General features: G+C 63.9%; 32 protein-coding genes. 11 read left to right on the forward strand and 21 right to left on the reverse strand.

Annotation, left to right across the window (positions count from 1 at the left end):
- Position 1: 1 nt before the first annotated feature.
- The 13 genes from rplV to AC1DQK_RS15495 all read right to left on the reverse strand — a co-directional run bounded on the left by rplV (position 2) and on the right by AC1DQK_RS15495 (position 9,740).
- Complete coding sequence (gene rplV / locus AC1DQK_RS15435; protein ID WP_477872062.1) at positions 2 to 385, reverse strand: 50S ribosomal protein L22; 384 nt, start codon at positions 383 to 385, stop codon at positions 2 to 4.
- Positions 385 to 657: a 30S ribosomal protein S19 gene (rpsS, locus tag AC1DQK_RS15440; protein ID WP_046194320.1), complete on the reverse strand. Its 273-nt coding sequence runs from the start codon at positions 655 to 657 to the stop codon at positions 385 to 387. Before rpsS ends, rplV begins: the two co-directional genes overlap by 1 nt.
- A 3-nt stretch (positions 658 to 660) precedes the next feature.
- Positions 661 to 1,497 (reverse strand): 50S ribosomal protein L2, encoded by an 837-nt coding sequence (gene rplB, locus AC1DQK_RS15445; protein ID WP_477872064.1) that lies wholly within the window; start codon positions 1,495 to 1,497, stop codon positions 661 to 663.
- A gap of 4 nt (positions 1,498 to 1,501) precedes the next feature.
- Positions 1,502 to 1,816: a 50S ribosomal protein L23 gene (locus tag AC1DQK_RS15450; protein ID WP_477872066.1), complete on the reverse strand. Its 315-nt coding sequence runs from the start codon at positions 1,814 to 1,816 to the stop codon at positions 1,502 to 1,504.
- Positions 1,809 to 2,435 (reverse strand): 50S ribosomal protein L4, encoded by a 627-nt coding sequence (gene rplD / locus AC1DQK_RS15455; RefSeq protein ID WP_477872068.1) that lies wholly within the window; start codon positions 2,433 to 2,435, stop codon positions 1,809 to 1,811. Before rplD ends, AC1DQK_RS15450 begins: the two co-directional genes overlap by 8 nt.
- A 2-nt stretch (positions 2,436 to 2,437) precedes the next feature.
- The gene (gene rplC / locus AC1DQK_RS15460) at positions 2,438 to 3,193 is read right to left on the reverse strand and encodes a 50S ribosomal protein L3 (RefSeq protein WP_477872070.1); all 756 of its coding nucleotides are present in this window, start codon (positions 3,191 to 3,193) and stop codon (positions 2,438 to 2,440) included.
- A gap of 269 nt (positions 3,194 to 3,462) precedes the next feature.
- On the reverse strand, positions 3,463 to 3,774 hold the full coding sequence (gene rpsJ / locus AC1DQK_RS15465) for a 30S ribosomal protein S10 (RefSeq protein ID WP_011952197.1): 312 nt from the start codon (positions 3,772 to 3,774) through the stop codon (positions 3,463 to 3,465).
- Positions 3,775 to 3,914: 140 nt separating this feature from the next.
- Complete coding sequence (tuf, locus tag AC1DQK_RS15470; RefSeq protein WP_477872073.1) at positions 3,915 to 5,105, reverse strand: elongation factor Tu; 1,191 nt, start codon at positions 5,103 to 5,105, stop codon at positions 3,915 to 3,917.
- Between the two features lie 76 nt (positions 5,106 to 5,181).
- Complete coding sequence (fusA, locus tag AC1DQK_RS15475) at positions 5,182 to 7,257, reverse strand: elongation factor G (protein WP_477872075.1); 2,076 nt, start codon at positions 7,255 to 7,257, stop codon at positions 5,182 to 5,184.
- Between the two features lie 117 nt (positions 7,258 to 7,374).
- On the reverse strand, positions 7,375 to 7,845 hold the full coding sequence (gene rpsG / locus AC1DQK_RS15480) for a 30S ribosomal protein S7 (RefSeq protein ID WP_477872077.1): 471 nt from the start codon (positions 7,843 to 7,845) through the stop codon (positions 7,375 to 7,377).
- A 13-nt stretch (positions 7,846 to 7,858) separates the two neighbouring features.
- Positions 7,859 to 8,230 carry a 30S ribosomal protein S12 gene (gene rpsL, locus AC1DQK_RS15485; protein ID WP_340317024.1) on the reverse strand — a complete coding sequence of 124 codons (372 nt, stop codon included), beginning with the start codon at positions 8,228 to 8,230 and terminating at the stop codon, positions 7,859 to 7,861.
- A gap of 248 nt (positions 8,231 to 8,478) precedes the next feature.
- Positions 8,479 to 8,817, reverse strand: a complete 339-nt coding sequence (cutA, locus tag AC1DQK_RS15490) for a divalent-cation tolerance protein CutA (RefSeq protein ID WP_477872079.1) — start codon at positions 8,815 to 8,817, stop codon at positions 8,479 to 8,481.
- Positions 8,817 to 9,740, reverse strand: coding sequence for a cation diffusion facilitator family transporter (locus AC1DQK_RS15495; RefSeq protein ID WP_477872081.1), 924 nt, complete (start codon positions 9,738 to 9,740; stop codon positions 8,817 to 8,819). The genes cutA and AC1DQK_RS15495 overlap by 1 nt, the downstream gene beginning before the upstream one ends.
- Before the next feature lie 180 nt (positions 9,741 to 9,920).
- Here AC1DQK_RS15495 and AC1DQK_RS15500 point away from each other — a divergent pair, with 180 nt between their 5' ends.
- From AC1DQK_RS15500 to AC1DQK_RS15510, 3 genes are all read left to right on the forward strand, one after another.
- A complete protein-coding gene (locus AC1DQK_RS15500) occupies positions 9,921 to 11,207 on the forward strand; it encodes a L,D-transpeptidase family protein (protein ID WP_477872083.1) in 1,287 nt (428 codons plus the stop codon).
- A 172-nt stretch (positions 11,208 to 11,379) separates the two neighbouring features.
- Complete coding sequence (locus tag AC1DQK_RS15505) at positions 11,380 to 12,018, forward strand: murein L,D-transpeptidase catalytic domain family protein (protein WP_477872140.1); 639 nt, start codon at positions 11,380 to 11,382, stop codon at positions 12,016 to 12,018.
- A 138-nt stretch (positions 12,019 to 12,156) separates the two neighbouring features.
- Positions 12,157 to 13,080, forward strand: coding sequence for a D-alanyl-D-alanine carboxypeptidase family protein (locus AC1DQK_RS15510; protein WP_477872084.1), 924 nt, complete (start codon positions 12,157 to 12,159; stop codon positions 13,078 to 13,080).
- A 128-nt stretch (positions 13,081 to 13,208) separates the two neighbouring features.
- Here AC1DQK_RS15510 and AC1DQK_RS15515 read toward each other — a convergent pair whose 3' ends face one another.
- The 4 genes from AC1DQK_RS15515 to AC1DQK_RS15530 all read right to left on the reverse strand — a co-directional run bounded on the left by AC1DQK_RS15515 (position 13,209) and on the right by AC1DQK_RS15530 (position 16,656).
- Positions 13,209 to 13,412, reverse strand: coding sequence for a hypothetical protein (locus AC1DQK_RS15515; protein WP_477872086.1), 204 nt, complete (start codon positions 13,410 to 13,412; stop codon positions 13,209 to 13,211).
- Positions 13,413 to 13,540: 128 nt separating this feature from the next.
- Positions 13,541 to 14,938 carry a dihydrolipoyl dehydrogenase gene (lpdA, locus tag AC1DQK_RS15520; protein WP_477872088.1) on the reverse strand — a complete coding sequence of 466 codons (1,398 nt, stop codon included), beginning with the start codon at positions 14,936 to 14,938 and terminating at the stop codon, positions 13,541 to 13,543.
- Positions 14,939 to 14,953: 15 nt separating this feature from the next.
- Positions 14,954 to 15,352 (reverse strand): acyl-CoA thioesterase, encoded by a 399-nt coding sequence (locus AC1DQK_RS15525; protein WP_477872090.1) that lies wholly within the window; start codon positions 15,350 to 15,352, stop codon positions 14,954 to 14,956.
- A complete protein-coding gene (locus AC1DQK_RS15530; protein WP_477872092.1) occupies positions 15,352 to 16,656 on the reverse strand; it encodes a pyruvate dehydrogenase complex dihydrolipoamide acetyltransferase in 1,305 nt (434 codons plus the stop codon). The genes AC1DQK_RS15525 and AC1DQK_RS15530 overlap by 1 nt, the downstream gene beginning before the upstream one ends.
- A 147-nt stretch (positions 16,657 to 16,803) precedes the next feature.
- On the opposite strand from AC1DQK_RS15530, the gene AC1DQK_RS15535 reads away from it, so the two are divergent.
- Positions 16,804 to 17,259: a universal stress protein gene (locus AC1DQK_RS15535; protein ID WP_477872094.1), complete on the forward strand. Its 456-nt coding sequence runs from the start codon at positions 16,804 to 16,806 to the stop codon at positions 17,257 to 17,259.
- Positions 17,260 to 17,285: 26 nt separating this feature from the next.
- On the opposite strand, the gene AC1DQK_RS15540 is transcribed toward AC1DQK_RS15535, so the two are convergent.
- On the reverse strand, positions 17,286 to 17,774 hold the full coding sequence (locus tag AC1DQK_RS15540) for a GAF domain-containing protein (protein ID WP_477872142.1): 489 nt from the start codon (positions 17,772 to 17,774) through the stop codon (positions 17,286 to 17,288).
- Between the two features lie 79 nt (positions 17,775 to 17,853).
- On the opposite strand from AC1DQK_RS15540, the gene AC1DQK_RS15545 reads away from it, so the two are divergent.
- A complete protein-coding gene (locus tag AC1DQK_RS15545; RefSeq protein WP_477872096.1) occupies positions 17,854 to 18,330 on the forward strand; it encodes an HXXEE domain-containing protein in 477 nt (158 codons plus the stop codon).
- Between the two features lie 6 nt (positions 18,331 to 18,336).
- Here the strand turns inward: AC1DQK_RS15545 and arfB are convergent, their stop codons facing one another.
- Together arfB and AC1DQK_RS15555 are read right to left on the reverse strand one after the other, a co-directional pair.
- A complete protein-coding gene (gene arfB, locus AC1DQK_RS15550) occupies positions 18,337 to 18,762 on the reverse strand; it encodes an alternative ribosome rescue aminoacyl-tRNA hydrolase ArfB (RefSeq protein WP_477872098.1) in 426 nt (141 codons plus the stop codon).
- A 5-nt stretch (positions 18,763 to 18,767) separates the two neighbouring features.
- Positions 18,768 to 19,421, reverse strand: coding sequence for an RluA family pseudouridine synthase (locus AC1DQK_RS15555; protein WP_477872100.1), 654 nt, complete (start codon positions 19,419 to 19,421; stop codon positions 18,768 to 18,770).
- Positions 19,422 to 19,579: 158 nt separating this feature from the next.
- Between AC1DQK_RS15555 and AC1DQK_RS15560 the strand changes: the two genes are divergently transcribed.
- The 6 genes from AC1DQK_RS15560 to AC1DQK_RS15585 all read left to right on the forward strand — a co-directional run bounded on the left by AC1DQK_RS15560 (position 19,580) and on the right by AC1DQK_RS15585 (position 23,986).
- Positions 19,580 to 20,206: a 50S ribosomal protein L25/general stress protein Ctc gene (locus AC1DQK_RS15560; protein WP_477872102.1), complete on the forward strand. Its 627-nt coding sequence runs from the start codon at positions 19,580 to 19,582 to the stop codon at positions 20,204 to 20,206.
- A 109-nt stretch (positions 20,207 to 20,315) separates the two neighbouring features.
- Positions 20,316 to 20,888, forward strand: a complete 573-nt coding sequence (pth, locus tag AC1DQK_RS15565) for an aminoacyl-tRNA hydrolase (RefSeq protein ID WP_477872104.1) — start codon at positions 20,316 to 20,318, stop codon at positions 20,886 to 20,888.
- A gap of 48 nt (positions 20,889 to 20,936) precedes the next feature.
- Positions 20,937 to 21,578 (forward strand): glutathione S-transferase family protein, encoded by a 642-nt coding sequence (locus AC1DQK_RS15570; protein WP_477872106.1) that lies wholly within the window; start codon positions 20,937 to 20,939, stop codon positions 21,576 to 21,578.
- Between the two features lie 106 nt (positions 21,579 to 21,684).
- The gene (locus AC1DQK_RS15575) at positions 21,685 to 22,299 is read left to right on the forward strand and encodes a hypothetical protein (RefSeq protein ID WP_477872108.1); all 615 of its coding nucleotides are present in this window, start codon (positions 21,685 to 21,687) and stop codon (positions 22,297 to 22,299) included.
- Positions 22,300 to 22,430: 131 nt separating this feature from the next.
- Positions 22,431 to 23,531, forward strand: a complete 1,101-nt coding sequence (ychF, locus tag AC1DQK_RS15580) for a redox-regulated ATPase YchF (RefSeq protein WP_477872110.1) — start codon at positions 22,431 to 22,433, stop codon at positions 23,529 to 23,531.
- Positions 23,531 to 23,986, forward strand: a complete 456-nt coding sequence (locus AC1DQK_RS15585) for a MaoC family dehydratase (RefSeq protein ID WP_477872112.1) — start codon at positions 23,531 to 23,533, stop codon at positions 23,984 to 23,986. The genes ychF and AC1DQK_RS15585 overlap by 1 nt, the downstream gene beginning before the upstream one ends.
- A gap of 40 nt (positions 23,987 to 24,026) precedes the next feature.
- Here the strand turns inward: AC1DQK_RS15585 and AC1DQK_RS15590 are convergent, their stop codons facing one another.
- Positions 24,027 to 25,238, reverse strand: a complete 1,212-nt coding sequence (locus AC1DQK_RS15590; protein ID WP_477872113.1) for a cytochrome P450 — start codon at positions 25,236 to 25,238, stop codon at positions 24,027 to 24,029.
- Positions 25,239 to 25,256: the final 18 nt, after the last annotated feature.

The raw sequence follows: 25,256 nt of genomic DNA on the forward strand, positions 1-25,256 counted from the left end.
GTTATTCAGCCTCTTCCTGCTGCTCGCGCACGACGACACGAAGACGCGCGAACGGCTTGATGATGCGGGTCGACTTGCCGCGGCCACGCGTTGCGAAGCGCTTCATGACGATCGACTTGCCGACCGAAGCTTCCTTCACGACGAGCGCATCGACGTCGAGGTTGTGGTTGTTCTCGGCATTGGCAATCGCCGAGGCGAGCACCTTGCGCACGTCGATGGCCATCGCCTTCTTCGAGAAGGTGAGGATGTTCAGCGCGTCGCCGGCCTTGCGGCCGCGGATCAACGCGGCGACGAGGTTGAGCTTCTGCGGGCTGCCGCGGACGGTGGTGGCGACCGCAAGGGCCTCCTTGTCACCGACCTTGCGCGGGGATGCGGGCTTCGACATCAGCGCTTACCCTTCTTGTCGGCATGGCCGGGGAAGTAGCGCGTCGGCGCGAACTCACCCAGCTTGTGGCCGACCATGTCCTCGTTGACCGAGACCGGCACGAACTTGCGGCCATTATAGACGTTGAACGTGAGCCCAACGAACTGCGGCAAGATGGTCGAGCGACGCGACCAGGTCTTGATCGGAGCGCGCGCGCCACTGTCCTGAGCGCCTTCCGCCTTCCTGAGAAGGTGGAGATCGACGAACGGACCTTTCCAGACGGAACGGGCCATGGATTACCTCTTCTTCTTCGCGTGGCGCGAACGGATGATGAACTTGTCGGTCGACTTGTTGTGACGCGTGCGCGCACCCTTGGTCGGCTTGCCCCACGGCGTGACCGGGTGACGGCCGCCCGAGGTCCGGCCTTCACCACCGCCGTGCGGATGGTCGACCGGGTTCTTGGCAACGCCGCGGGTCAGCGGGCGCTTGCCCAGCCAACGGTTGCGGCCAGCCTTCGCGAGGTTCTGGTTGGCGTTGTCGGGGTTCGACACCGCGCCCACCGTGCACATGCAATCCGACCGGATGTAGCGCTGCTCGCCCGAGTTGAGGCGAACCATCACCATGCCCTTGTCGCGACCGACGATCTGCACATAAGTGCCCGCCGCTCGTGCGATCTGACCGCCCTTGCCAGGCTTCATCTCGACATTGTGGACGATCGTGCCGACCGGCGCCTGGCCGATTTCCATCGCGTTGCCCGGCTTGGTGTCGGTCTTCTTCGCCGCGACGATGACGTCGCCGGTGGTCAGCCGCTGCGGTGCGATGATGTAGGCGAGCTCGCCGTCCTCATACTTCACCAGCGCGATGAACGCCGAACGGTTCGGGTCATATTCGAGATGCTCGACGGTAGCGGGCTGATCCCACTTCCGACGCTTGAAGTCGATGATCCGGTACTTCTGCTTGTGGCCGCCCGCGATGCCACGCGCAGTCGCATGGCCCATATTGTTGCGGCCGCCCGACTTGCGCTTGCCTTCGGTCAGCGCCTTGACGGGCTTGCCCTTGTGCAGTGCGGACTTGTCGACGAGGATCAGGCCGCGGCGGGCCGGGCTCGTCGGGTTATAATGCTTCAGCGCCATGGCGTCAGATTCCCGTCGTAACGTCGATGGACTGGCCCTCGGCCAGCGTCACGATCGCCTTCTTCACGTCGGAGCGCTTGTAGGGGGTGCCCTTCCAGCGCTTCGTCTTGCCTTTTGCGACGATCGTGTTCACGCCCGTCACCTTGACGTTGAACAGGGCCTCGACCGCAGCCTTGATCTCCGGCTTGCTGGCATCGCCGGCAACCTGGAAGACCACGGCGTTATGCTCCGAAAGCAACGTCGACTTCTCGGTGATGTGGGGCTTGAGCACCACGTCATAGTGGCGGTTGTCCACCACGCTGTCCTGCTTCTTAGCCATTGAAACGCGCCTCCAGCTTCTCGACCGCGGCGCGCGTCAGCACCAGCGTTTCATGCTTCAGGATGTCATAGACGTTCGCACCGACGGCCGGCATCACGTTGAGCTTCGGGATGTTCGAAGACGCCAGCGCAAAGCCGTTGTCGACCATGTCGCCGTCGATGACGAGCGTCGTGTTGCCGAAACCCAGCTTGCCGATCTGCGCGAGCAGCAGCTTGGTCTTGGGCTCCGAGACGGTGAGCGTGTCGAGCACGACCAGCTTGCCGTCCTTTGCCTTCGACGACAGCGCCATCTTCAGGCCGAGCGCGCGAACCTTCTTGTTGAGCGACGGGTTGAAGTCGCGAACCCGCGGACCGTGCGCCTTGCCGCCGCCGATGAAGATCGGGGCGCGGCGATCGCCGTGACGAGCCGTACCGCCGCCCTTCTGGCGACCGAACTTCTTGCCCGAACGGGCAACGTCCGACCGCTCGCGAGCTCCGCGGGCAGTGCCGCGGCGCTTCTCGAGCTGCCAGGTGACGACGCGGTGGAGGATGTCGGCGCGGGGCTCGACGGCGAAGATCTCGTCGTTGAGCTCGATGTCGCCCGATGCCGTGGCGTCGAGGGTCTGAACCTTGACCTTCATGATCAGCCCTCCTGGCCTTCAGCCGCTTCAGGCGCCGCGGTGACTTCCGCAGGCGTCTCGGCGGGCGCGTTGTTGCTGTTGGCCGCGGACTTCAGGCCGGCCGGGAATGGCGCGTCCTTGGGAGCGGCGATCTTGACCGAGTCCTTGACGAGCAGCCAGCCACCCTTCGAGCCGGGCACCGAGCCCTTGACGAAGAGAAGGCCGCGCTCAGCGTCGGTCTGGACGATTTCGAGGTTCTGCTGGGTGCGGTTGGCGGCGCCCATGTGGCCGGCCATCTTCTTGTTCTTGAAGACCTTGCCCGGATCCTGCCGCTGGCCGGTCGAACCGAGCGAACGGTGCGAGACCGAGACGCCGTGGGTCGCGCGCAGGCCGCCGAAACCCCAGCGCTTCATGCCGCCCTGGAAACCCTTGCCCTGGGTGCTGCCCTGGATGTCGACGAACTGGCCCGCGACATAATGGTCGGCGGAGATCTCTGCGCCCACGTCGAGCAGACCATCTTCCGACACACGGAATTCGGCGACGAAAGCCTTCGGCTCCACCTCGGCCTTGCCGAAATGGCCGCGCTCCGGCTTGCTGAGATTCTTTGGCTTGGCCGAGCCGGCGCCGAGCTGAACCGCGACATAGCCATCACGATCCTGTTCGCGGCGAGCCACGACCTGTACATTTTCCAGCTGCAGGACGGTTACCGGCACATGCCGGCCATCATCCTGGAACAGGCGGGTCATCCCCATCTTCTTAGCGATCACGCCAGTGCGCATGATCCGTTCCCTTCAAACAGAGGCTCGCGTTAGCGGCGAGCGTGCCACGAAAAAAGCTCCGGTATGAACCGAAGCCTCCAGCCCAACATGGTAGTGACCCCCGCCCGGGCTCGGTTTTTCGCATTGCTGCGAAAAGGCGGGGACCAGGACACCGGCACCTTTCCGAAGAATGGGCCGGTCGGTATCCCTAACTTTTCCGCCAAATCTCGATCCCGAGGGAGAGAAAAGGCAAACGCGGGACCGACTCGATCCCGCGTGGAGCCGGCCTCTTAGGCCAGTTTGATCTCGACATCAACACCTGCCGCGAGATCGAGCTTCATCAGCGCATCGACCGTCTGCGGGGTGGGCTGCACGATATCCAGCAGCCGCTTGTAGGTCCGGACCTCGAACTGCTCGCGCGACTTCTTGTCGATGTGCGGGCCGCGGTTCACGGTGAACTTCTCGATGCGGGTGGGCAACGGGATCGGACCACGGATGAGAGCGCCGGTACGGCGGGCGGTGTCTGCGATGTCGCCGGTAGCCTGATCGAGAACTCGATGATCAAAAGCCTTCAGACGAATACGAATATTCTGCGTTTCCATGTCCACACCGATGCGAAAGAGCCGCGCCTTGCCAAAGAGAAGGCGACCCGGTGGGCCGCCCTAACCTCCGGCGGAGGCAAAAATATCAATCAAAAGCGCACCGCCCGACTCCCGGAGGAGCCGAGCGGTGCCGCCCTATATTACTTCGAGATCGCGCTGACAACCCCGGCGCCGACGGTACGGCCGCCTTCACGGATCGAGAAGCGAAGCCCCTCTTCCATGGCGATCGGGGCAATGAGCTTGACGCCGAGCTGGACGTTGTCGCCAGGCATGACCATCTCGGTGCCCTCGGGCAGCTCGACGGTGCCGGTCACGTCGGTCGTGCGGAAGTAGAACTGCGGACGATAGTTCGCAAAGAACGGCGTGTGACGGCCACCCTCTTCCTTCGACAGGACGTAGACTTCCGAGGAGAAGTCGGTGTGCGGCTTGATCGAGCCCGGCTTGCAGAGAACCTGGCCACGCTCGACCTCTTCACGGCCGACGCCGCGGATCAGCGCGCCGATATTGTCGCCGGCCTGGCCCTGATCGAGCAGCTTGCGGAACATTTCGACGCCGGTCACGACGGTCTTGCGGGTATCCTTGATGCCGACGATCTCGACTTCCTCGCCAACCTTGACGATGCCGGTCTCGACGCGGCCGGTGACGACCGTGCCGCGGCCCGAGATCGAGAACACGTCCTCGATCGGCATCAGGAACGGCTTGTCGAGCGGACGCTCGGGCTGCGGGATGAACTCGTCGACGGCCTGCATCAGCTTGAGGACGGCGTCATGGCCGATCTCGGGCTTGGTGCCGTTCAGGGCGCAGACGGCCGAACCCTGGATGACGGGGATGTTGTCGCCATCGAAGTCGTAGGACGACAGCAATTCGCGGATTTCGAGCTCGACGAGCTCGAGGATCTCGGCGTCATCGACCAGGTCGACCTTGTTCATGAACACGACGAGCTGCGGCACGCCGACCTGGCGGGCGAGCAGGATGTGCTCGCGGGTCTGCGGCATCGGGCCGTCGGTGGCGGACACCACGAGGATACCGCCGTCCATCTGGGCGGCGCCGGTGATCATGTTCTTCACATAATCGGCGTGGCCCGGGCAATCGACGTGCGCATAGTGGCGCTTCTCGGTCTCATACTCGACGTGCGCGGTCGAGATGGTGATGCCGCGCTCGCGCTCTTCCGGCGCCTTGTCGATGTTGTCATAGCTGGTGAAGGTCGCGCCGCCGGTCTCGGCGAGCACCTTGGTGATGGCTGCCGTGAGCGACGTCTTGCCATGGTCGACGTGTCCGATGGTGCCGATATTGCAGTGCGGCTTGGTCCGCTCAAACTTAGCCTTAGCCATTTTTCGCCTCTTCTCTTCGAATCAATTGCCGGACGCGCCGCCCTGTGCGGACGCGCCCATAACTACAAATTTGCGATTATGCCAGCTTTGCCTTGACCTCTTCGGCCACGTTCGCCGGCACTTCTTCATAATGCGAGAACTGCATCGTGTACTGGGCCCGGCCCTGGGTGAACGAGCGGAGCTGGTTCACATAGCCGAACATGTTCGCCAGCGGCACCTGAGCCTCGACAACCTGCGCGTTGCCGCGGGTGTCGGTGCCCTGGATCTGGCCGCGACGGCTGTTCATGTCGCCGATGACGTCGCCGAGATAATCCTCGGGGGTGACGACTTCGACCTTCATGATCGGCTCGAGCAGCTTGATGCCCGATTTCTGGGCCGCTTCGCGCATCGCGCCACGGCCGGTGATTTCGAACGCCAGCGCCGACGAATCGACGTCGTGGTACGCGCCGTCATAGAGCGTTGCGGTGAAATCGATGATCGGAAAGCCGATCAGCGAGCCCGAAGCGGCGATCTCGCGGATGCCCTTCTCGACCGACGGAATATATTCCTTCGGAATATTGCCGCCCTTCACCTCGTCCTTGAAGATGACGCCCTGTCCGCGCTCGCCCGGCTCGACCGACATCTTGACGCGGCCGAACTGGCCCGAGCCACCCGACTGCTTCTTGTGGGTGTAGTCGACCTCGACCTTGCGGCCGATCGATTCACGATAAGCCACCTGCGGCGCGCCGATGTTCGCCTCGACCTTGAACTCGCGCTTCATGCGATCGACGAGGATTTCGAGGTGGAGCTCGCCCATCCCCTTGATGATCGTCTGGCCCGATTCGGCGTCCGACGAAACGCGGAACGACGGATCTTCGCGCGCCAGGCGATTGAGGGCGATGCCCATCTTCTCCTGGTCGGCCTTGGTCTTCGGCTCCACCGACAGCTCGATCACGGGGTCCGGGAACTCCATGCGCTCGAGGATGATCGGTGCGTTCTGCGCGCAGAGCGTGTCACCGGTCGTGGTGTCCTTGAGACCCGCCAGGGCGACGATGTCGCCGGCATAGGCTTCCTGGATGTCCTCGCGGCTGTTGGCATGCATCAGCAGCATGCGCCCGACCTTTTCCTTCTTGTCCTTGACCGAGTTGAGCACGGTCGTGGCGGCGTCCATCTTGCCCGAATAGATGCGGGCAAAGGTGAGCGTGCCGACGAACGGATCGTTCATGATCTTGAAGGCGAGCGCCGACATCGGCGCGTCGTCGGTCGCCGGACGGCTGTCCGGCGTCTCGCCATCGAGCTTGAGGCCTTCGACGGGCGGAATGTCGAGCGGGCTCGGCAGATAGTCGACGACGCCGTCGAGCAGCGGCTGAACGCCCTTGTTCTTGAACGCCGAGCCGCACAGCACCGGCACGAACGAGAAGTTCAGCGTTCCCTTGCGGATCAGCTTCTTGAGCGTCGCGACGTCGGGCTCGGTGCCTTCGAGATAGGCTTCCATGACGTCGTCGTCCTGCTCGACCGCCATTTCGATCAGCTCGGACCGCGCCGTAGCAGCCGCATCGGCCAGCTCCGCCGGGATCTGCTGATATTCGAACTTGGCGCCAAGCGATTCCTCGAGCCAGATGATCGCGCGGTTTTCGACCAGGTCGACGAGGCCCTTGAAGCCGCCCTCGATGCCGATCGGGAGATAGAGCACGGCCGGACGGGCGCCGAGGCGGTCCTTGATCATCTCCACGCAGCGTTCGAAGCTCGCGCCGGTGCGGTCAAGCTTGTTGACGAAGCACATCCGCGGCACCTTGTACTTCTCGGCCTGCCGCCACACCGTCTCCGACTGCGGCTCCACGCCGGCGACGCCGTCGAAGCACGCGACCGCGCCATCGAGGACGCGCAGCGAACGCTCGACTTCGATGGTGAAGTCGACGTGGCCTGGCGTGTCGATGATGTTGATGCGGTGATCGTCCCAGAAGCAGGTCGTCGCGGCCGACGTGATCGTGATGCCGCGCTCCTGCTCCTGCTCCATCCAGTCCATCGTGGCGGTGCCCTCATGGACCTCGCCGATCTTGTAGGACTTGCCGGTATAATAAAGGATACGCTCGGTCGTCGTCGTCTTGCCGGCATCGATGTGGGCCATGATGCCGATGTTGCGATATTTATCGAGCGGGTGGCTGCGGGCCATGATCTTAAAACTCCGATGTCGGGGAGGGCTTTGAAGGCCCAGCCCCGACGATATGGGAACCTACTGTTACACTTTCGAGGCCCGCCCCTCGCGGAGCAGGCCCGATAAGCAACGCTGTTACCAGCGGTAGTGCGAGAAGGCGCGGTTCGCTTCCGCCATGCGGTGCGTGTCTTCGCGCTTCTTGACCGCGTTGCCGCGGTTGTTCGCGGCATCCATCAGCTCGCCCGACAGGCGACCGGCCATGGTGTGCTCGGAACGGGCACGCGCGGCGGCGATCAGCCAACGGATGGCCAGGGCCTGCGAACGCTCCGGACGGACTTCGACCGGGACCTGGTAGGTCGCACCACCGACGCGGCGGCTGCGGACCTCGATACCGGGCTTCACATTGTTGAGTGCGTCATGGAACACGCCGAGCGGCTCGCGCTTCGCGCGGGTCTCGACGGTTTCAAGGGCGCCATAGACGATGCCTTCTGCGACGGACTTCTTGCCGTCGAGCATGACACTGTTCATGAATTTGGAGAGCACCTCATCACCGAACTTCGGATCGGGAAGGATGATGCGCTTTTCTGGGCGACGACGACGAGCCATTTCGATCTACCTCTTACTTAGGACGCTTGGCGCCGTACTTCGAACGGCTCTGCTTGCGGTCCTTGACACCCTGCGTATCGAGCACACCGCGCAGTACGTGATAGCGCACACCGGGAAGGTCGCGCACACGGCCGCCGCGGATCAGGACCACGGAATGCTCCTGAAGGTTGTGGCCTTCACCTGGGATGTAGCTGATCACCTCGCGGCTGTTGGTAAGGCGGACCTTTGCCACCTTACGCAGCGCCGAGTTCGGCTTCTTCGGGGTCGTCGTGTAGACGCGCGTGCAAACGCCGCGCTTCTGCGGATTCTTGTCCATCGCAGGGACCTTGGACTTGGCCTTCTGCGGCTCGCGACCCTTGCGGATCAGCTGATTGATCGTTGGCATGAAGCCCTTCACCTCTAAGAGAGTTACTTTACCAATGCCCGACTTGCCTTTCCCGGCCCGAAAAATCAGGCCATACGGAAATGCACGAAAGCCCCGGCGGTCATTACGACCCCCCAGGCCCTCACACGCATCAGCAATGTTCAAGCTCCCAGCTGCGGCAAGCCACCCCTGGGAAGGGCGCGCCTATAGAGAAGGAGTCGGATTGGGTCAACCAGTCGAAGCCGGCCAAATCGTCGCCCGGCTGTCGACTATAGGGCGGACCCCGCCGTTCCGTCTCTGGTCTCCGCTTCGATCCAGGCAAGATAGTCGCTGGATCCCCCAACCACCGCCAGACCCATGAACTCGGGCAGTTCGTAACTGTGCAAGGCCTTCACCCGCGCCTCGACGCGTGCGGCCAGCGCCGCACGCGTTTTGATGACAAGGACGTGCTCCTCGGCCCGCTCAATCGCGCCCTGCCAGCGATAGACGCTCATTGCCGGCAGAATCTGGACACAGGCGGCAAGCCGCTCGCCGACCAGCGCTGCCGAGATGCGATCGGCCTCCTCCCGTGATCCACAGCTGGTGGTCATCACCATGGCCCCCTCCATCACGCGCTCCTCTCCGGCTTCGCCTGCGGCTTGATATAAATGGCGCGGATCGATGGCCACCGCGCCCGCAGCTCGGTTTCGACCTCGGCGACCATCGCCTCGATCCGGCCGGCCGGCACGCGATCTTCGAAATCGACCGACAGGCCCACGAAGATGTTTCGCGGCCCCAAATGGATGGTCACGATCTCGTTGACCCCGGTCACCTCCGGGCGCCGGTCGACCGCGGCGCGCACGGCCGCTTCCAGCGCGGGATCGGCCGGCTCTCCGATGAGCAGGCCCTTCGACTCCCGCGCCAGCGCCAGCGCCACGCCTGCCAGCGCGCACCCGATCACGACGGAGGCGACCCCATCCCAGCGTGGATCACCCATGATCAGACTCAGCGTGATACCGGCGCCTGCCACCAGCAGCCCGAACAAGGCCGCCGTGTCCTCGAACAGCACGATGAAGCTCGGCGGATCCTTCGAGCGCCGAATCGCCTGCCACCAGCCGAAATCGCCCCGCGCAGCGTCGAACTCCCGCATGGCGATGAACCAGCTGGTACCCTCGAGCAGGAGGGAAATGGCGAGAACCACATAATTTATCAGCGGCGATCGAATCGGCTCCGGTTCCGCGATGTGCTTGACGCCCTCATAGATCGACAGCCCGGCGCCCGTTGCGAAGATCAGAATCGCGACCACGAAACTCCAGAAATAGAGTTCGCGGCCATAGCCGAACGGATGCCTCGCATCGGGCGGTCGGGCGGATCGCTTCTGACCGTAGAGCAGCAGCAACTGGTTGAGGCTGTCCACCACCGAATGGAAGCCCTCGGTCAACATCGCCGAAGAGCCCGAGATCGATGCCGCCACGAACTTGGCCACCGCGATACCCAGATTGGCTGCGAGCGCCGCAAAGAGCGTCAGGCGACTATTGGGTTGTTCGGCCATGAGGCTCCTGACGTGGCTGCATCGATGCCGAAACGCGCCCGATATGGAAAATGTACCATCGCAGCTTTATTCGATTGCGAGGAGACTAAGAAGTTCCCGAGCAAAATCGTCTATAATTGCGCCCTGTCGATGGATCGGCAGCAACCCTCGGTCGTTTCTTCGTGGACTGGGAGGTTCACGATGTTGAGTTTCGGCGCATCCCTTCGCAACCGTCCAGCTCACGTCAGCAGCCCAGCGTTCACGCGACGGTTCGGGCGGCGCGGAAAGCTGCGCTACTGGCTCGCCGCGCTGCCGCTGGTCGCAGTCGCGGCTGCGACCTTCGAAGGCCCCGCGCCGGCGAAGATGTCCAGCGACGGCGGCGCCCGGCTGGCCGCTCCCCAACAGCAGGGCCGTTGGTCGATCGACGGTGCCAGGCAGTTGATCGAGATGATCGAAGACGCCGCCAAGGACGGACTGAACCCAGCGGACTATCACCCCGAGGCGCTCCGGGCGGCGATCACCTCGAACAGCACCGGCGCGCCGCTCGATGCCGCGGCCACCGCTTCGGCGCTCGGCCTGGCGCATGACTTCGCTTATGGCCGCATCGACGACAAGGCCGCCTTCGACTGGCACTTCGCACCACAGGCCGATGCGAGCCTGCTCGCGGCCGATCTCGAAAATGCCGTCGCGTCAGGGCAGGTCGCAAGCTGGCTGCGCACCCTGCTCCCTGACAACGAACAATATCGCGCATTGAAAGCCGCCTATGCAGCGACCAACCCGTCCGACGAAGCTGCCCGTGGTCAGCTGCGCGCCAATCTTGAGCGGTGGCGCTGGATGCCGCGGTCGCTCGGCGAGCGCTATATCTACGTGAACATCCCCAGCTACCGGCTGGAACTCATCGAGAATGGCGTCCGGCAGGCGAGCTATAATGTCATTGTCGGCGCGCCAAGGACCCCTACACCGCAGCTCGCGCTGCAGGCCCAATCCGTGGTGGCCAATCCCAGCTGGATCCTGCCGCCCAGCGTGCTCAAGGAAGGTGGGTGGTACCGGAAAGGCTATAGCGTGTCGCGCCGCAGCGACGGAAGCCTGATGGTACGCCAGGCGCCCGGTCCGCGAAATGCGCTGGGCCGCATCAAGATCGACATGCCGAACTCAATGGCGATCTACCTGCACGATACGCCTCATAAGGCGGCGTTCGATCGCGCCGACCGGGCGCTCAGCCATGGCTGCATCAGGGTACAGAATATCGAGGAGCTGGCGGCGATGCTGAGCGGTGGCACCGATCTCGACGATGCCTTGGCGGAGCCTGCGAAGACCAGGGTGCTCCAGCTCCAGAAGAGCGTTCCGGTCTACCTCGTCTACTTCACCGCCCAGGCGGAGGCCGACGGCACGGTCAGCCTGCTCGCCGACCCTTATCGACGTGACCAGGCGTTGCTCGAGCGCATCGGCAAGCCGGGCGACAACCCGGTTCGAATGGCCGCTCGCTAACGCGCCATCGATCTGCAAACCTTCTGCCAAGCTCACGCTCCATACGGCGAACCGTGCCGGAAAAGCGGCCAGCCTGCATAAGCACAGGAACTAATGTGGCCTAGGCCAATGAAATAGTTAACCCGATCTGATAAGGTCCGACCCTTGTTAGCGTAAGAGCGGGTTGGGCAAATTGCAGAACATCATCGACACGCCGGTCAGCCGGCGCGGATTACTGGGTTCAGCTATTTTCGGTGGATTGGCGCTCGCAGTGACCGGCACTTCTGTGGCAGCACCGCTGCTGCCGGCGGCAAAGCTGCGGCCTGAAGTACGGGCGCGGGCACTTGCCGCGATGAGCCGCCATGTCGGCAGCATCAAGTGCCGCGACCTGATCGGCATCTGCGATTTCGATGATCCGTCATCGACACCGCGCTTTCACCTTCTCGACGTGGCATCGGGCAAGGTCGACAGCTTGCTCGTCGCACATGGTCGTGGGTCCGATCCAAGCCACACGGGCTGGCTGCAGAAATTCTCGAATGCGATGGGGTCCGCAGCCTCGTCGAGTGGCGCCTTCGTGACCGCCGAAGAATATTTCGGAAATCATGGCCGCTCGCGCCGGATCGATGGCCTCGATCCCACCAACAGCAACGCGCGCTCGCGCGCCGTCGTCATCCACGGCGCCTGGTATGCGGAGCGGGAAATGATCGCGCAGCATGGCAAGCTCGGCCGCTCCGAAGGCTGCTTCGCCTTTGGCGAGGGTGACTTGGCCAAGGTGATGGCGCGGCTCGGACCGGGCCGCCTCATCTACGCCGACAAGATCGACCGTGCCTAAAATGAGTCGAACCGCATGATCAAGCATGATCAAGCGGCTGTTGCGATTCCGGAAAATGCTTTAGATTCAATCCTATCTGGTCAATAAAAAGGGGACTGGATAGTGACTGGATCTGCTTTTTATCGATGGTTGGGCCACATGGCCCTTGCCGTCGCCGCGATCACCGCCCCCCTGCTCCCGGCACACGCCGCCAGCCCGCTTGGGGCGCCGCGCTTCGCAGCGGTGCTGATGGACGCCGACACGAGCGAAGTCCTGTTCTCCGAACAGGCCACCGCAATCCGCCATCCAGCCTCGATCACCAAGGTGATGACGCTCTATATCGTGTTCGATGCGCTCGACGCAGGGCGGCTCCGGCTCGATGACCGCGTTATGCTGTCGGCGCATGCGGTCAGCCAGCGCCCCTCCAAGCTCGGCCTGGGCATCGGTCAGTCGCTGTCGGTCGAGGAAGCGATCAACGTCGTGGCGGTGAAATCCGCCAACGACGTGGCTGTCGCGCTCGCCGAGAAGATCGGCGGCAGCGAAGCGAACTTCGCGCGGATGATGACGGCGAAGGCGCGCGCCCTCGGCATGCGTCAGACGGTTTTCGCCAATGCCAGCGGCCTGCCCGACCCCGCCCATTTCACCTCGGCGCAGGATATCGCCATCCTGTCCGCATCGATGATCCGCAATCATCCCGATCGATATCGCTGCTTTTCGGAACAGAGCTACAGCTATGGCCGGCTGCGGATGGCCAACCACAACAAGCTGCTCGGCACCGTCGCCGGTCTTGATGGGATCAAGACCGGCTTTACCAACGACAGCGGCTTCACCCTGACCGCTTCTGCGGTGCGCGGCGGCCGCCGGCTGATCGCGGTGGTGCTGGGCTCACCCTCTGGATGGCAGCGCGATCGCGACATCACCGCACTCCTCAACGCAGGATTCACCGCGCTCGATATTCGTCGCAGCGGCGGCACCGAAGATATCCCGGCGCTGCTCGCCAGCAGCGGCTTCGCCCTCAACCGCAGCCTCCGCTCAGCCCCCCGCATCGCCGCGATCGATATCGAGGAAGGCGACGGCGAATAGTCAAGTCCCTCCGCATAACGAGAGGGCGTCTCGTCGAAGGCCATGACTGAGATCCCGGCCGCGACGAGACAGATAAAGGATGGGGCAATGGATTGGACGGGCTGAGGGCCCGTCCTTTTTTGGTCCGGCTATTGCAGGATGAGCCGGCGGCTCGGCGCGGTATAGGAGGGCTCGCTCCGCGTGATAATCAGCCTGTCCAGCTTGATCGGCTTGCGCAACGCTTCTGCTGCCGGACGCGGCACATGGCGCAATTCGCACGCGACCAGTCCATGCGCATGGGCTGCGATCACCAACGCGCCGGCGCCGAGCAACAGATTCTTCCCCAGGCCCAAGGCTGCCTCCCTGATGACGCCTCTATCCGCACACAGCATAGCAGCAGGTCGGCACGCCCCCACAGCATGATTCTGCCAATCGCCACAGGATGTCGACCAACAACATCCGTGGCGGCCGGCCTGTCGGACTACATGTGGAGCGTGCGGCCGAACGCCGCCAGCACGCTCTCGTGCATTGCCTCGCTGATCGTCGGGTGGGGGAATACCGTTCCCATGAGCTCGGCCTCGGTGGTCTCCAGAGTCTTGCCGATGGTGTAGCCCTGGATCATCTCGGTCACTTCGGCACCGACCATATGCGCGCCGAGCAGCTCGCCGGTCGCCTCGTCGAACACGGTCTTCACAAAGCCCTCAGGCTCGCCCATCGCTATCGCCTTGCCGTTGCCGATAAACGGAAACTTGCCCACCTTGACCTTATATCCGGCTTCCTTCGCCTTGGCTTCGGTGAGGCCCACGGAGGCGACTTGCGGCCTGCAATAGGTGCACCCCGGGATATTGCGCTTGTCCATCGCGTGCGGATGCTGGCCAGCGATGTGCTCGGCGGCAATGACCGCCTCATGCATCGCCTTGTGCGCCAGCCACGGGCCGTCGACGACATCGCCGATCGCATAGATGCCTTCCACGTTGGTCCGGCAAAACTCGTCTACCTTGATGTGGAAGCGCTTGTCCGGTTCCACGCCGACCGCTTCCAGCCCGATCTTCTCGACGTTGGGCACGATGCCGACGGCGACGATCACATGGCTGAATTCCTCGGAGGTGACCTTGCCGTCCTTGTCCTTGATCTCGGCTGTGACGCCCGCGGCCGTGGTCGAGATCTTCTGTACGCCGGCTGACGTGCGAATCTTCATGCCCTGCTTGGTCAGCGCCTTGGTCATGAAGGCGCTGACCTCCTCGTCCTCGACCGGCAGGATGCGGTCGAGCATCTCGACAACCGTCACATCGGTGCCGAGGTCGCTGTAGAAGCTCGCAAACTCCAGCCCGATCGCGCCCGATCCGATCACCAACAGTTTCGTCGGCATCTCGGATGGGGTCATCGCGTGGCGATAGGTCCATATCCGTTTCCCGTCGGCCTTGGCAAAGGGCAGGTCGCGAGCGCGGGCGCCGGTCGCGATGATGATGTTCTTCGCCTCCAGCTCGGTCTTTGCCCCATCGCGGGTCACGGTCAGCTTGCCTTTTGCTGTGATCTCGCCATCGCCCATGTGGACGGTGATCTTGTGCTTCTTCATCAGGCCGGTAACGCCCATGTTAAGCTGCTTGGCGACACCGCGCGAACGGCTCACCACCTTGGCAAGATCGAACGACGGCTTGCCCGCATCCAGCCCGAAATCGGCGGCGTGGAGCATGTGGTGGTAGATCTCGGACGAGCGCAGCAGCGCCTTGGTCGGGATACAGCCCCAATTGAGGCAGATGCCGCCAAGCAGCTCGCGTTCGACGATAGCGGTCTTGAGACCCAGCTGGGCTGCACGGATGGCTGCAACATAGCCGCCCGGTCCCGAGCCGAGAACGATAAGATCGTAGGTTTCCGCCACCTGACTGCTCCTCACTTAAGGCTGTGCAACGACGGCACGTGGCCGCCCATCATCATCGATCGCGACGAACGTCATCGTCGCATGGGTAACCTTCTCGCTCTCAAGGCCCGCCCGCGCGCGCCGCCAGGCCGTCACGTCGATCTTCATCGATGTCCGCCCGACCGACATCAGCTCGGCATAAACCGACACGACGTCGCCGATCTGGACAGGCCGATGGAAGGTCATGCCGTCCATCGCCACGGTCGCGGTGCGCCCCCGGCTATGGGTCGACGCGACCGTACCGGCCGCGAGATCCATCATACTTACCAGCCAGCCGCCGAAGATATCCCCATTCGCATTGGTATCGGCTGGCATCGCCACCACCCGGATCGCCGGCTCTCCACTGGACGGCAATGCCTCGCCGGGGTCGGCCATCAGGCAAGCATGCTCAGGGGATTTTCGACCAATCGCTTGAACGCCGCCATCAGCTGTGCGCCGACCGCGCCATCGATGGCGCGGTGATCGAAGCTGCCGGTCGCCGTCATGATCGTTGCAGTCGAAAGCACATCGTCGACGATGTAAGGCCGCTTCTCGCCCGATCCCACCGCCATGATCATCGCCTGTGGCGGGTTGATCACCGCGGTGAAGTGTTTGATGCCGAACATGCCCATGTTCGAGATCGAGGCGGTGCCGCCTTGATATTCATCGGGCAGGAGCTTGCCCTCCTTCGCGCGCTGGGCAAGATCCTTGGCTTCGGTCGCGATCGCGGCAATGCCCTTGGTGTCGGCGCCCTTGACGATCGGCGTGATCAGCCCGCCGGGGATGGCCACGGCGATGGAGATATCCGCGCGCTTGTACTTCACCAGCATGTCTCCCGCAAAAGAGACATTGCAGTCCGGTACTTCCATCAATGCGATCGCCAGCGCCTTGATCAGCAGATCGTTGACCGACAATTTGACGCCGCGGGTCTCAAGCGACTTGTTCAGATCGCTCCGCAGCTTGAGCAAAGCGTCGAGGCGGATATCTACGGTCAGGTAGATATGCGGGCTCTGCTGCATCGATTCGGTCAGCCGCCGCGCGATGACCTTGCGCATGCCCGAAAGCTTGACGACTTCCTGCGGGATTTCGCTGGAAATGGCGCTGGCCGCGGGCGCGGGCTTGGCTGCAGCTGCGGGAGCCGCGGCAGCGACAGCAGCGCCTGCAGGCTTTGCGACACCCTGGGGCGCACCGTCGAGGTCGAGCTTCACGATCCGCCCGTTGGGGCCGGAGCCGGTGATTACGGTTAGATCGATGCCTTGCGCTGCCGCCAGCCGCTTCGCGAGCGGGCTGGCCTTCACCCGCTCATTCGATCCAGCCGGCGTGGCAGCGAGCTTGGGAGAAGGCGCAGGGGCCTTCGCTTCGCCGGAAGACGGCGGTGTCGGCTGAGCCGCGGCAGCAGGCTTCGTGTCTTCCTGGGGCTTTTTCGGTGCGGCCGCAGGCGTCGTCGCGGCGTCCTCATCTTCGCCCTGGATCAGCGCGATCACCGCGCCGACCTTCACGCCCTCGGTCCCTTCAGCGACAACGAGCTTCGCAATTGTCCCCTCGTCGACCGCCTCGAATTCCATCGTCGCCTTGTCGGTTTCGATTTCAGCGAGCAGATCGCCCGACTTGACGACGTCACCCTCCTTCACAAGCCATTTGGCCAGGTTGCCCTCCTCCATGGTCGGCGAGAGCGCGGGCATCTTCAACTCAATTGGCATATTATATGTCCCCTGAGGGCGGAAATGGGGTCGATGCGGGTTTCTCTTTCCCGCTCAATGTGACGAGGTCAAGGGCTAGGATGGGGCGCTTGCGCAAAATGCTCAAACGGCGCACCGTTCAATCGATAGACGGGGAGCGGAACGGGCGTGCGTACCTACTTGGTGGTCATCGACGACAACGACGCGTCGCGCGTGGCGCTGCGCTTTGCCGCGCGCCGTGCCACCAAGACTGGCGGCGCGGTCGAGATCCTGGCGCTGGTGGCCCAACAGGAGTTCGTCCAGTGGGGGGCCGTGCAGGCGGCGATGGAGGAGGAGGCCCGGCTCCGCGCCGAAGCCATGGTAGCGCAGGCTGCGAGCGCCCTGATCGAGGAGACCGGCATCATGCCGTCGATCACCGTCCGGCAGGGCGATCCCGTTATGGCGGTCCGCGAGATTCTCGCCGAGCAGCCGCATGTCGCGGCGCTGGTGCTCGGTGCCCCCGCCGGCGGGCCGCCGAGCAAGCTGATCGGCCATTTCGCCGGCGCCGAGGCCGGGCAGATGCCCTGCCCGCTGATGATCGTGCCGGGCTCGCTGAGCGAGGAAGCGCTCGACCGGATGAGCTGAACCGCGTTGCCGCTTGGACCTCTCCGTCAGCCGGCAATCCGCGGGCCGAGCACGGCTACCAGCTCCGCACAACCGGTCACATCCGCCGCATCGAACCGCCCCGCCACCGGACTGTCGAGATCGAGCACGCCGATGAGCCGCCCCTCGTGCACGATCGGCATCACCAGCTCGGACGCGGAGGCTGCGTCGCACGCGATATGGCCGGGAAAGGCATGCACGTCGGCTATGCATTGCGGCTCGCGCGTCGCCGCAGCGGTCCCGCACACGCCCTGGCCGAACGCTATCCGGATGCACGCCGTCTTCCCCTGGAACGGGCCGAGCACGAGCTCATCATCGATCGCGCGATAAAAGCCTGCCCAGTTCAGGTCGGGAAGATATTCCCAGATCAGAGCGGCCGCATTGGCCATATTGGCGATCGCGTCGGGCTCATCCGCCGTCAGGGCCGCCAGCGCCGCCGCCATGTCCGCATAAAGCTCCGCCTTGCCGCCATGCTGGTCGATATCGAACTCGTACATCATTCCGGTCTGGCCCCGCTTCGCTTGCGCTTCAACCCGCTTGCGATATCGTCTCGCCAATATTGCGGGGGAGCTTGCCATGACGATGTCCTTTTTTCGACTGATCTGGCTGTTGCCGATCATGTTCGCCGCCCATGTCGCGGAAGAATATCTCACCGGCTATCCAGCCTGGGCGACCGAGGTCACGGGCCAGCCCATGGAGCTGCCGACCTTCCTCGCCAGCAATGCCGCCTTCATCGTCGTCATGCTGCTGCTGACGCGCTGGGCCGCTAGATCGAAATCGCCGGCCGCGATCTTCTGGCTGCTGGCCTGGGCGGCCGGCAACCTGTTCTGGAACTTCGTCTATCACCTCATGAGCGTTGTCGCCTATGACAGCAGCTCGCCTGGAATCATGACGGCGACGCTGATCTACCTTCCGCTCTCGCTGGCGACATGGCGCGCCGCGCTCGACGAAAAGCTGATCCGGCCGGCCGCGCTGCTCGGGGCGATCGCAATCGGCGGCGCCTTCATGGGCGCCGTCACGGCCTTCGGCATCTATCATCTCGGCGGGGTGTGATCCGCTTCAGTCTATCGCGGGTTTTCCGCGCCCGGCCTTCACCCCGGACCGCTTGGACTTGCCCTCGAGCCGCTTCACCTTCGACGAGAAGCTTGCCTTGGTCGGCTTGCGCCGCTTCGGCACGATCGTCGCCTGGCGAATGAGATCGAGGAGCCGCTCCAGCGCGGCCTCGCGGTTGCGCGGCTGGTCGCGATATTCCTGGGCCTGGATGACGATCACGCCGTCAAGCGTCAGACGGGAGCCCGCGAGCTTCTGCAGGCGGGCCGATACCGCGTCGGGCAGCGAGGGCGAGCGCCGGGCATCGAAACGCAGCTCGACGGCACTCGAAACCTTGTTGACGTTCTGCCCGCCCGGCCCACTCGCCCGGATGAAGCGCTCCTCGATCTCGTCGGCATCTATCGAGATGTGATCGGTCACGGCGATGCGCGGCATGGCGGTCAGGCCGGGTCGGCGAAACCCAGCGCGGCGAAGCGCTCGGGCAAGGGCGCCCGGGCGGCGATCGGCGGCTTGCCGTCGCGCGGCACGCTGATCGCGAGCGCGTGGAGCAGGGTTACGCCGCCGCCCCGGCCATAAACCGGATCGCCGAGAATCGGCACGCCGATGCCGGTCGCGGCATGCACGCGGATCTGGTGCGTGCGGCCCGTTGTCGGCTTGAACTCGACCAGCGCCTTGCCGCCGGACGTGGCGACCAGCCGCCAGGCGGTGCTGGCAGGCTTGCCCCTGGGGTCGCCGACCATCCGCCAGCCGCTCTCGCGGGTCGAGACTTTCACGAGGGGAAGGTCGATCATCCCCTCGGTGGCCGTCGGCACACCGTCGAGGATCGCAAGGTAGGTCTTCTGCACCAGCCCCTCCTCAAAGGCGAGTGCGAACCGTTTGTGGGCCTTGGGATTGCGCGCGAGCAACAGGCAGCCGGAGGTATCGCGGTCGAGCCGATGGACCGCGCTGGGCCAGCGCTTGAAACCGAAGCTGAGCGACTGGAGATGGTTCTCGATGCTGATGCTGCCGTCGCGCGGCGCATCGACCGGCAAGCCGGATGGCTTGTCGATCACGATAGCTTCGCCATCGATGAAGAGGATATGTTCGTCCAGCATCGCGCGCTCATGCACGTCTGCGGCCGTCACCGCAATCGAATGCGGATGGCGGCCCCGCTTGCCTTTCGCGCCGGTTGCCTCTATGCGCGCCCATCCCGTCTGGTCATCCCTGGAGGCAGACGGGTCTTGGAAACTCAAATGCGAACTGGAGACATGTTATGAGCGAAGTGCTCGACCTGTCGGCCGAGGCGCGCGATCGGGCAGGCAAGGGAGCCTCCCGAGCCATGCGTCGTGAAGGCCGCGTCCCCGCCGTTATCTACGGCAACAAGCAGGAGCCGACTGCGATCCACCTCGAAGAGAAGGTGCTGATGAAGATGCTCCACACCGGGCATTTCTTCAACAGCGTCGTCATGCTCGACGTGGCCGGCGAGAAGATCCGCACCCTGCCGAAGGACGTCCAGTTCCATCCCGTCACCGATCGCCCGCTCCATGCCGACTTCCTGCGGATCGGCGAGCATTCGAAGGTGACCGTCAACGTCCCCGTCCACTTCATCGACGAAGATCTGTCGCCGGGCATCAAGCGCGGCGGCGTGCTCAACATCGTCGTGCATGACCTTGGACTGTCGGTCGACGCGGCCGAGATCCCCGACGAGATCACTATCTCGCTGAAGGGCCTCGAAGTCGGCGACAATATCCACCTGTCGCAGATCACCCTGCCGAAGGGCGCCACCGCGGTCGATCACACCGACATCACCCTCGCGACGATCGTCGCCCCGTCAGCTCTGAAGAGCTCCGAAGGTGGTGAAGACGCCGGCGAAGCTGGCGCCGAGGGCGCCGAGGGCTGATCTCCCTCCCTTCGACCGAACAGAGCCCCGCCCGCGCAAGCCGGCGGGGCTTTTTCTTTGCGGCAATCGTCATCTGGTATGGCGGGCCGTGAGGGGATAGGACACCGCCATGCAAATCTGGGTCGGTCTCGGCAATCCGGGCGCGCAATATGCGATGCATCGGCATAATGTGGGCTTCATGGCGGTCGACACGATTGCCGAGCTCCACGACTTCGACCCTTGGAAGAAGCAATTCCAGGGCTGGGCCGCGGCGGGCCGGATCGGTACGCAGCGCATCCTGCTGGTAAAGCCCGCGACCTTCATGAACGACAGCGGCCGATCGGTCGGCGAAGCGATGCGCTTCTTCAAGGCGGAGACCGGCGACGTCACCGTTTTCCACGACGAACTCGATCTCGCGCCGTTCAAGGTCAAGGTGAAGACCGGCGGGGGCACCGCGGGGCACAATGGCCTGCGTTCGACCGAGGCCCATATCGGAAATGCCTTTCGTCGCGTCAGGATCGGCATCGGCCATCCCGGGCATAAGGATCGCGTGACCGGCCATGTCCTGGGCAATTATATGAAGTCCGAACTCGATCCGCTCGCCGAGATGCTCGGCGTGATAGCCCGCGAAGCGCCATGGCTTGCCTCGGGAGAGGACGCCCGCTTCATGAGCGAGGTTGCCCTGAAGCTCGTCGGCGACTGAGCCATTTAACGATTGTGTTCACTATCTCGCTGTCGGATTATCCGCAGCATGTCGCTGACGCTCTGGTACCACCCCTTCTCGTCCTTCTGCATGAAGGCGCTCATCGCACTGTACGAATGCGGCGCAGCGTTCGATCCGGTCATCGTCGATCTGGGTGATGAACACTCCCGAGCCGCATTTTACGCGCAATGGCCGCTCGGCAAGTTCCCGGTCATGCGCGACGAGGCGAGCGGGGAACTGGTTCCCGAATCGACGATCATCATCGAGTATCTCGCGCATCATTATCCGGCCGCCGGGCTGATCCCGGCCGAGCCTGCCGCCGCGCGCGGGGTACGGCTCTGGGACCGGCTGTTCGACGACCATGTCCATCATCACATGCAGAAAGTCGTCGCAGACCGGCTTCGCCCCACGGCCTCCCGCGATCCAAGCGGCGTTGCCGAAGCGCGCGCGCGGATTCGCCAGTCCTATGACCTGATCGAACGCCATATGGAGGGGCGTGAATGGGCGGCCGGCGACTTTTCCATGGCCGACTGTGCCGCCGCTCCTGCGCTGCACTATGCCTGGAAGGTCGAGCCTTGGGGCGACCGGCCTGCGCTGTCCGCCTATTTCAGCCGTCTTGCCAGCCGTCCGTCCTTCGCGCGCGTTCTCGCCGAGGCGGAACCCTACGCCGATTTCTTTCCGCAGGAATAGGCCTCGCCGCGTTCATAGCGCGGGGCGGCGCGAAAGTCCGTTTATCGGCGGTTCAGCTTGGGCGATTTAAATTTCTCGCCCTGATTCCAACAATGGAGGCAAAGCCATGCGTTTTGTTCGGACCGCCATCATTGCCACCGCCGCCACGGCGGCTCTCGCCGGAGCGGCCATCGCCGCGCGTGACGACAGCAAGATGATGCTGGTCGCCCTGCCCGACGGCTCCGTCGAGCATATTCGCTATGAAGGTGATGTCGCTCCGCAAGTGATGTTCGTGCGTGATCCCGCGCCTGACCCGATCTTCGTTGCGGCCTCAGGCCCCGGCTCCGCTTTCGCCGAGATGGAGCGCATCTCGGCGGCGATGGAAGCGCATGCCCAGGCTATGATGCGCCAGGTCGCGGCCATGCAGGCTCAGATGTCGGCGGCCGACGGCAGGGGCATCTTGATGACGAACGCAGCGGGCCGGCCGGTCGGCGTGATGCACTATAGCTATGTGTCGAGCACGACCACCGCCGACGGTTGCACCCAGACGGTCCAGTACAGCTCCGACGGATCGAGCAGCCAACCGAAGCTGATCCGGACCAGCGCGGGACCATGCGGCACCGCCAAGGCCGCGCCGGCGGTCACGCCGACCAGCGCGGCTCCGGCTGCCAAGCCTGCACCGAAGATCACCCCCGCAAGCGCGCCCAAGCCGCTGGCGCAGTTCACGCCGTCCAGAACCTGATCGCTCTCGATAGCACATCAACAAGGCTTCGAAGCATGCTTCGGGGCCTTGTTGATACCCAGGTCGCTTCCACTGGCCTTTGTCGTCGCCACCGGCTATCGCGCGCGCATTCGAACAGGGCTTGAGGCAATATGGGTTTTCGCTGTGGAATCGTCGGGCTGCCGAATGTCGGCAAGTCCACCCTCTTCAACGCGCTGACGGAGACGGCGGCCGCGCAGGCGGCCAATTATCCCTTCTGCACGATCGAGCCGAACATCGGCCAGGTGGCGGTGCCCGATCCGCGCCTGTACGAAATCGCTAAGATCGGCGGCTCGGCCAAGATCGTCGAGACCCAGCTTGCCTTCGTCGACATCGCCGGCCTGGTGCGCGGCGCGTCGAAGGGTGAAGGGCTTGGCAATCAGTTCCTCGCCAATATCCGCGAGGTCGACGCGATCGTCCACGTGCTTCGCTGCTTCGAGGATGGCGACGTCACCCATGTCGAGGGCAAGGTCGATCCGATCGCCGACGCCGAGACTGTCGAGACCGAGCTGATGCTGTCGGATCTCGAAAGTCTCGAGAAGCGGGTGCCCGCCTTCGTCAAGAAAGCGGCGCAGGGCGACAAGGAATCCAAGACTGCCGCCGCGGTGCTCGGCCAAGCGCTCGAACTGCTACGGGAAGGCAAGCCCGCCCGGCTCACCCAACCGAAGGATGACGACGAGGCGCGCATTTTCTCACAGGCGCAACTGTTGACCGCAAAACCGGTGCTTTACGTGTGCAACGTCGACGAAGGATCGGCTGCCGAAGGCAACGCGCTGTCGGCCCGCGTCTTCGAAAAGGCGAAAGCCGAGGGCGCCAAGGCGGTGATCGTCTCGGCCGCGATCGAGGCCGAGATCGTTACGCTGGATCCGGCCGACCGCGCCGAGTTCCTGTCCGATCTTGGCCTGTCGGAAACCGGGCTCACCCGCGTTATCCGCGCTGGCTATGAACTGCTCGACCTGATCACCTTCTTCACCGTCGGCCCCAAGGAAGCTCGCGCCTGGACTGTCGAGAAGGGCGCAAAAGCACCGAACGCCGCCGGCGTGATCCACAGCGATTTCGAGCGCGGCTTCATCCGCGCCGAGACGATGGGCTATAAGGACTATGTCGCGCTGGGCGGCGAGGCGGCGGCGCGCGAAGCCGGCAAGCTGCGCTCCGAAGGCAAGGAATATATCGTCCACGACGGCGACATCATGCTGTTCAGGTTCAATGTCTGATGCGCTATTTCGAGGATTATGATGAGGGGAGGATCGAGCGCTTCGGCGCTTATCCGGTCACGCGAGAGGAAGTGATCGAGTTCGCTTCCAAATATGACCCCCAACCCTTCCACCTCGACGATGCCGCCGCTGCGGCCAACCCGATCTTCGGCCGGCTCGCGGCGAGCGGCTGGCACAGCTGCGCCATGGTCATGCGAATATTGACCGACCACTGGACCGAGCAAGGCCATTTTTCGCTGGGTGGCGTCGGCGTCGACGAGTTGCGCTGGGTGAAGCCGGTTTATGCCGGTGATACCCTCAGCGTCGAAGCCGAGATATTGTCGAAGAGCGCACCGCGCTCGAAGCCCGAAATGGGCTTCGTGAACTTCCGCCTGACCGTCTTCAATCAGCATGACGAGGTCGTGATGACAATGAAGGTCACCAATATCCAGAAGCGCCGCGCGGCCGAGGGCTAGCCTGGCCGGAGGCCTCGTGCGGCCTCCGCTGCACCAACCGCTACCAGATGAGCGGCAGATACTCGACGCTGCCATTCACGCCCGTGCGTATCCTCGGCGGATCATCAGGATCGAGTCCGAAGTCCGGGATGCGCGGCAGCCATTCCTCCAGCAGGATCTTGATCTCGATCCGGGCCAGCATCGATCCGGGACAGACGTGCGGCCCGGCTCCGAAGACGGTCTTGGTGTTCGACTTGCGCCGGAAGTCGACCTTCAGAGGCTCGGGATAATCCGCCGGGTCGACGGCTGCGAACGGCGTCGCCAGCATCACCTTGTCGCCCTTCCGCATGGGCGCTCCATGGAAATCGATGTCTTGCACCACGGTCCGGCCGGGATTGGTGAGCGCGAAACGGCGAAGGAACTCTTCGGTAGCCGACGCGACAATCGCCGGATCCTCCACGAGCTGGCGGCGATGATCCGGGTTCAGCGCGAGGAAATGCATGATGTGGCCCATCATCGACGCTACCGTATCGAGACCACCGATCAGCAGCAGCGCCGTCACGCCGACCGCCTCGTGCATGGCGATCGGCCGCCCTTCCACCTCGGCGGTAGCGATCTTGCTGATCAAGTCGTCGCCCGGATTCACGGCACGCGCGGCAACATGCCTGCCGGCATATTCGAAAAGCTTGGCCATCGCTTCATGCTTCGGCGAATCGACGGCGACCTGTGCGTTGGCAAGCGGCAGCAGAGTGAGACGATCGCTCTCCGGCAGGTCGACCATCTTCATGAAAATGCGGATCGGCAGGTGTTGGGCGAAGTCGGTGACGAACTCGCAGCGTCGCATCGGCTTCAGCTGCTCGACCAGCTCGATCGCCAGCGCGCGCGCTTCCTGTTCACGGGCCTTGAGAGCGGTTGCCATGAAGGCCGGCGAGAACAGCTTTCGAAAGATCTGCTGGCGCGGCGGATCCGCTTCGATCGGGACGAGCTTGGGCCGGGCAGGATCGACGGGGTCGACCGACGCTCCCTGCGCCGACGAGAAACGCGAGAAATCGGCGAACGCCTCGGCGAGGACCTGGCGATTCGCGATGATCCAGTGCCCGCCATTATACGGCGACCAGAACACCGGCGGCACGCCCCGGTCCTGCCACCGCGCGTAGGAATCGTGATAGCTGGCATCGCCGACCAGCGGTCGGTAGCCATCGAAGTCGAGCACGAGGCTCTCGGGCACATGGTTCGGGATCGGCGATCTGGTCGCAGGCTGGGGTGCGTTCATACTGGTCTCCTGCGGCAT

The sequence above is a fragment of the Rhizorhabdus sp. P4_G5 genome (genome assembly GCF_056401065.1).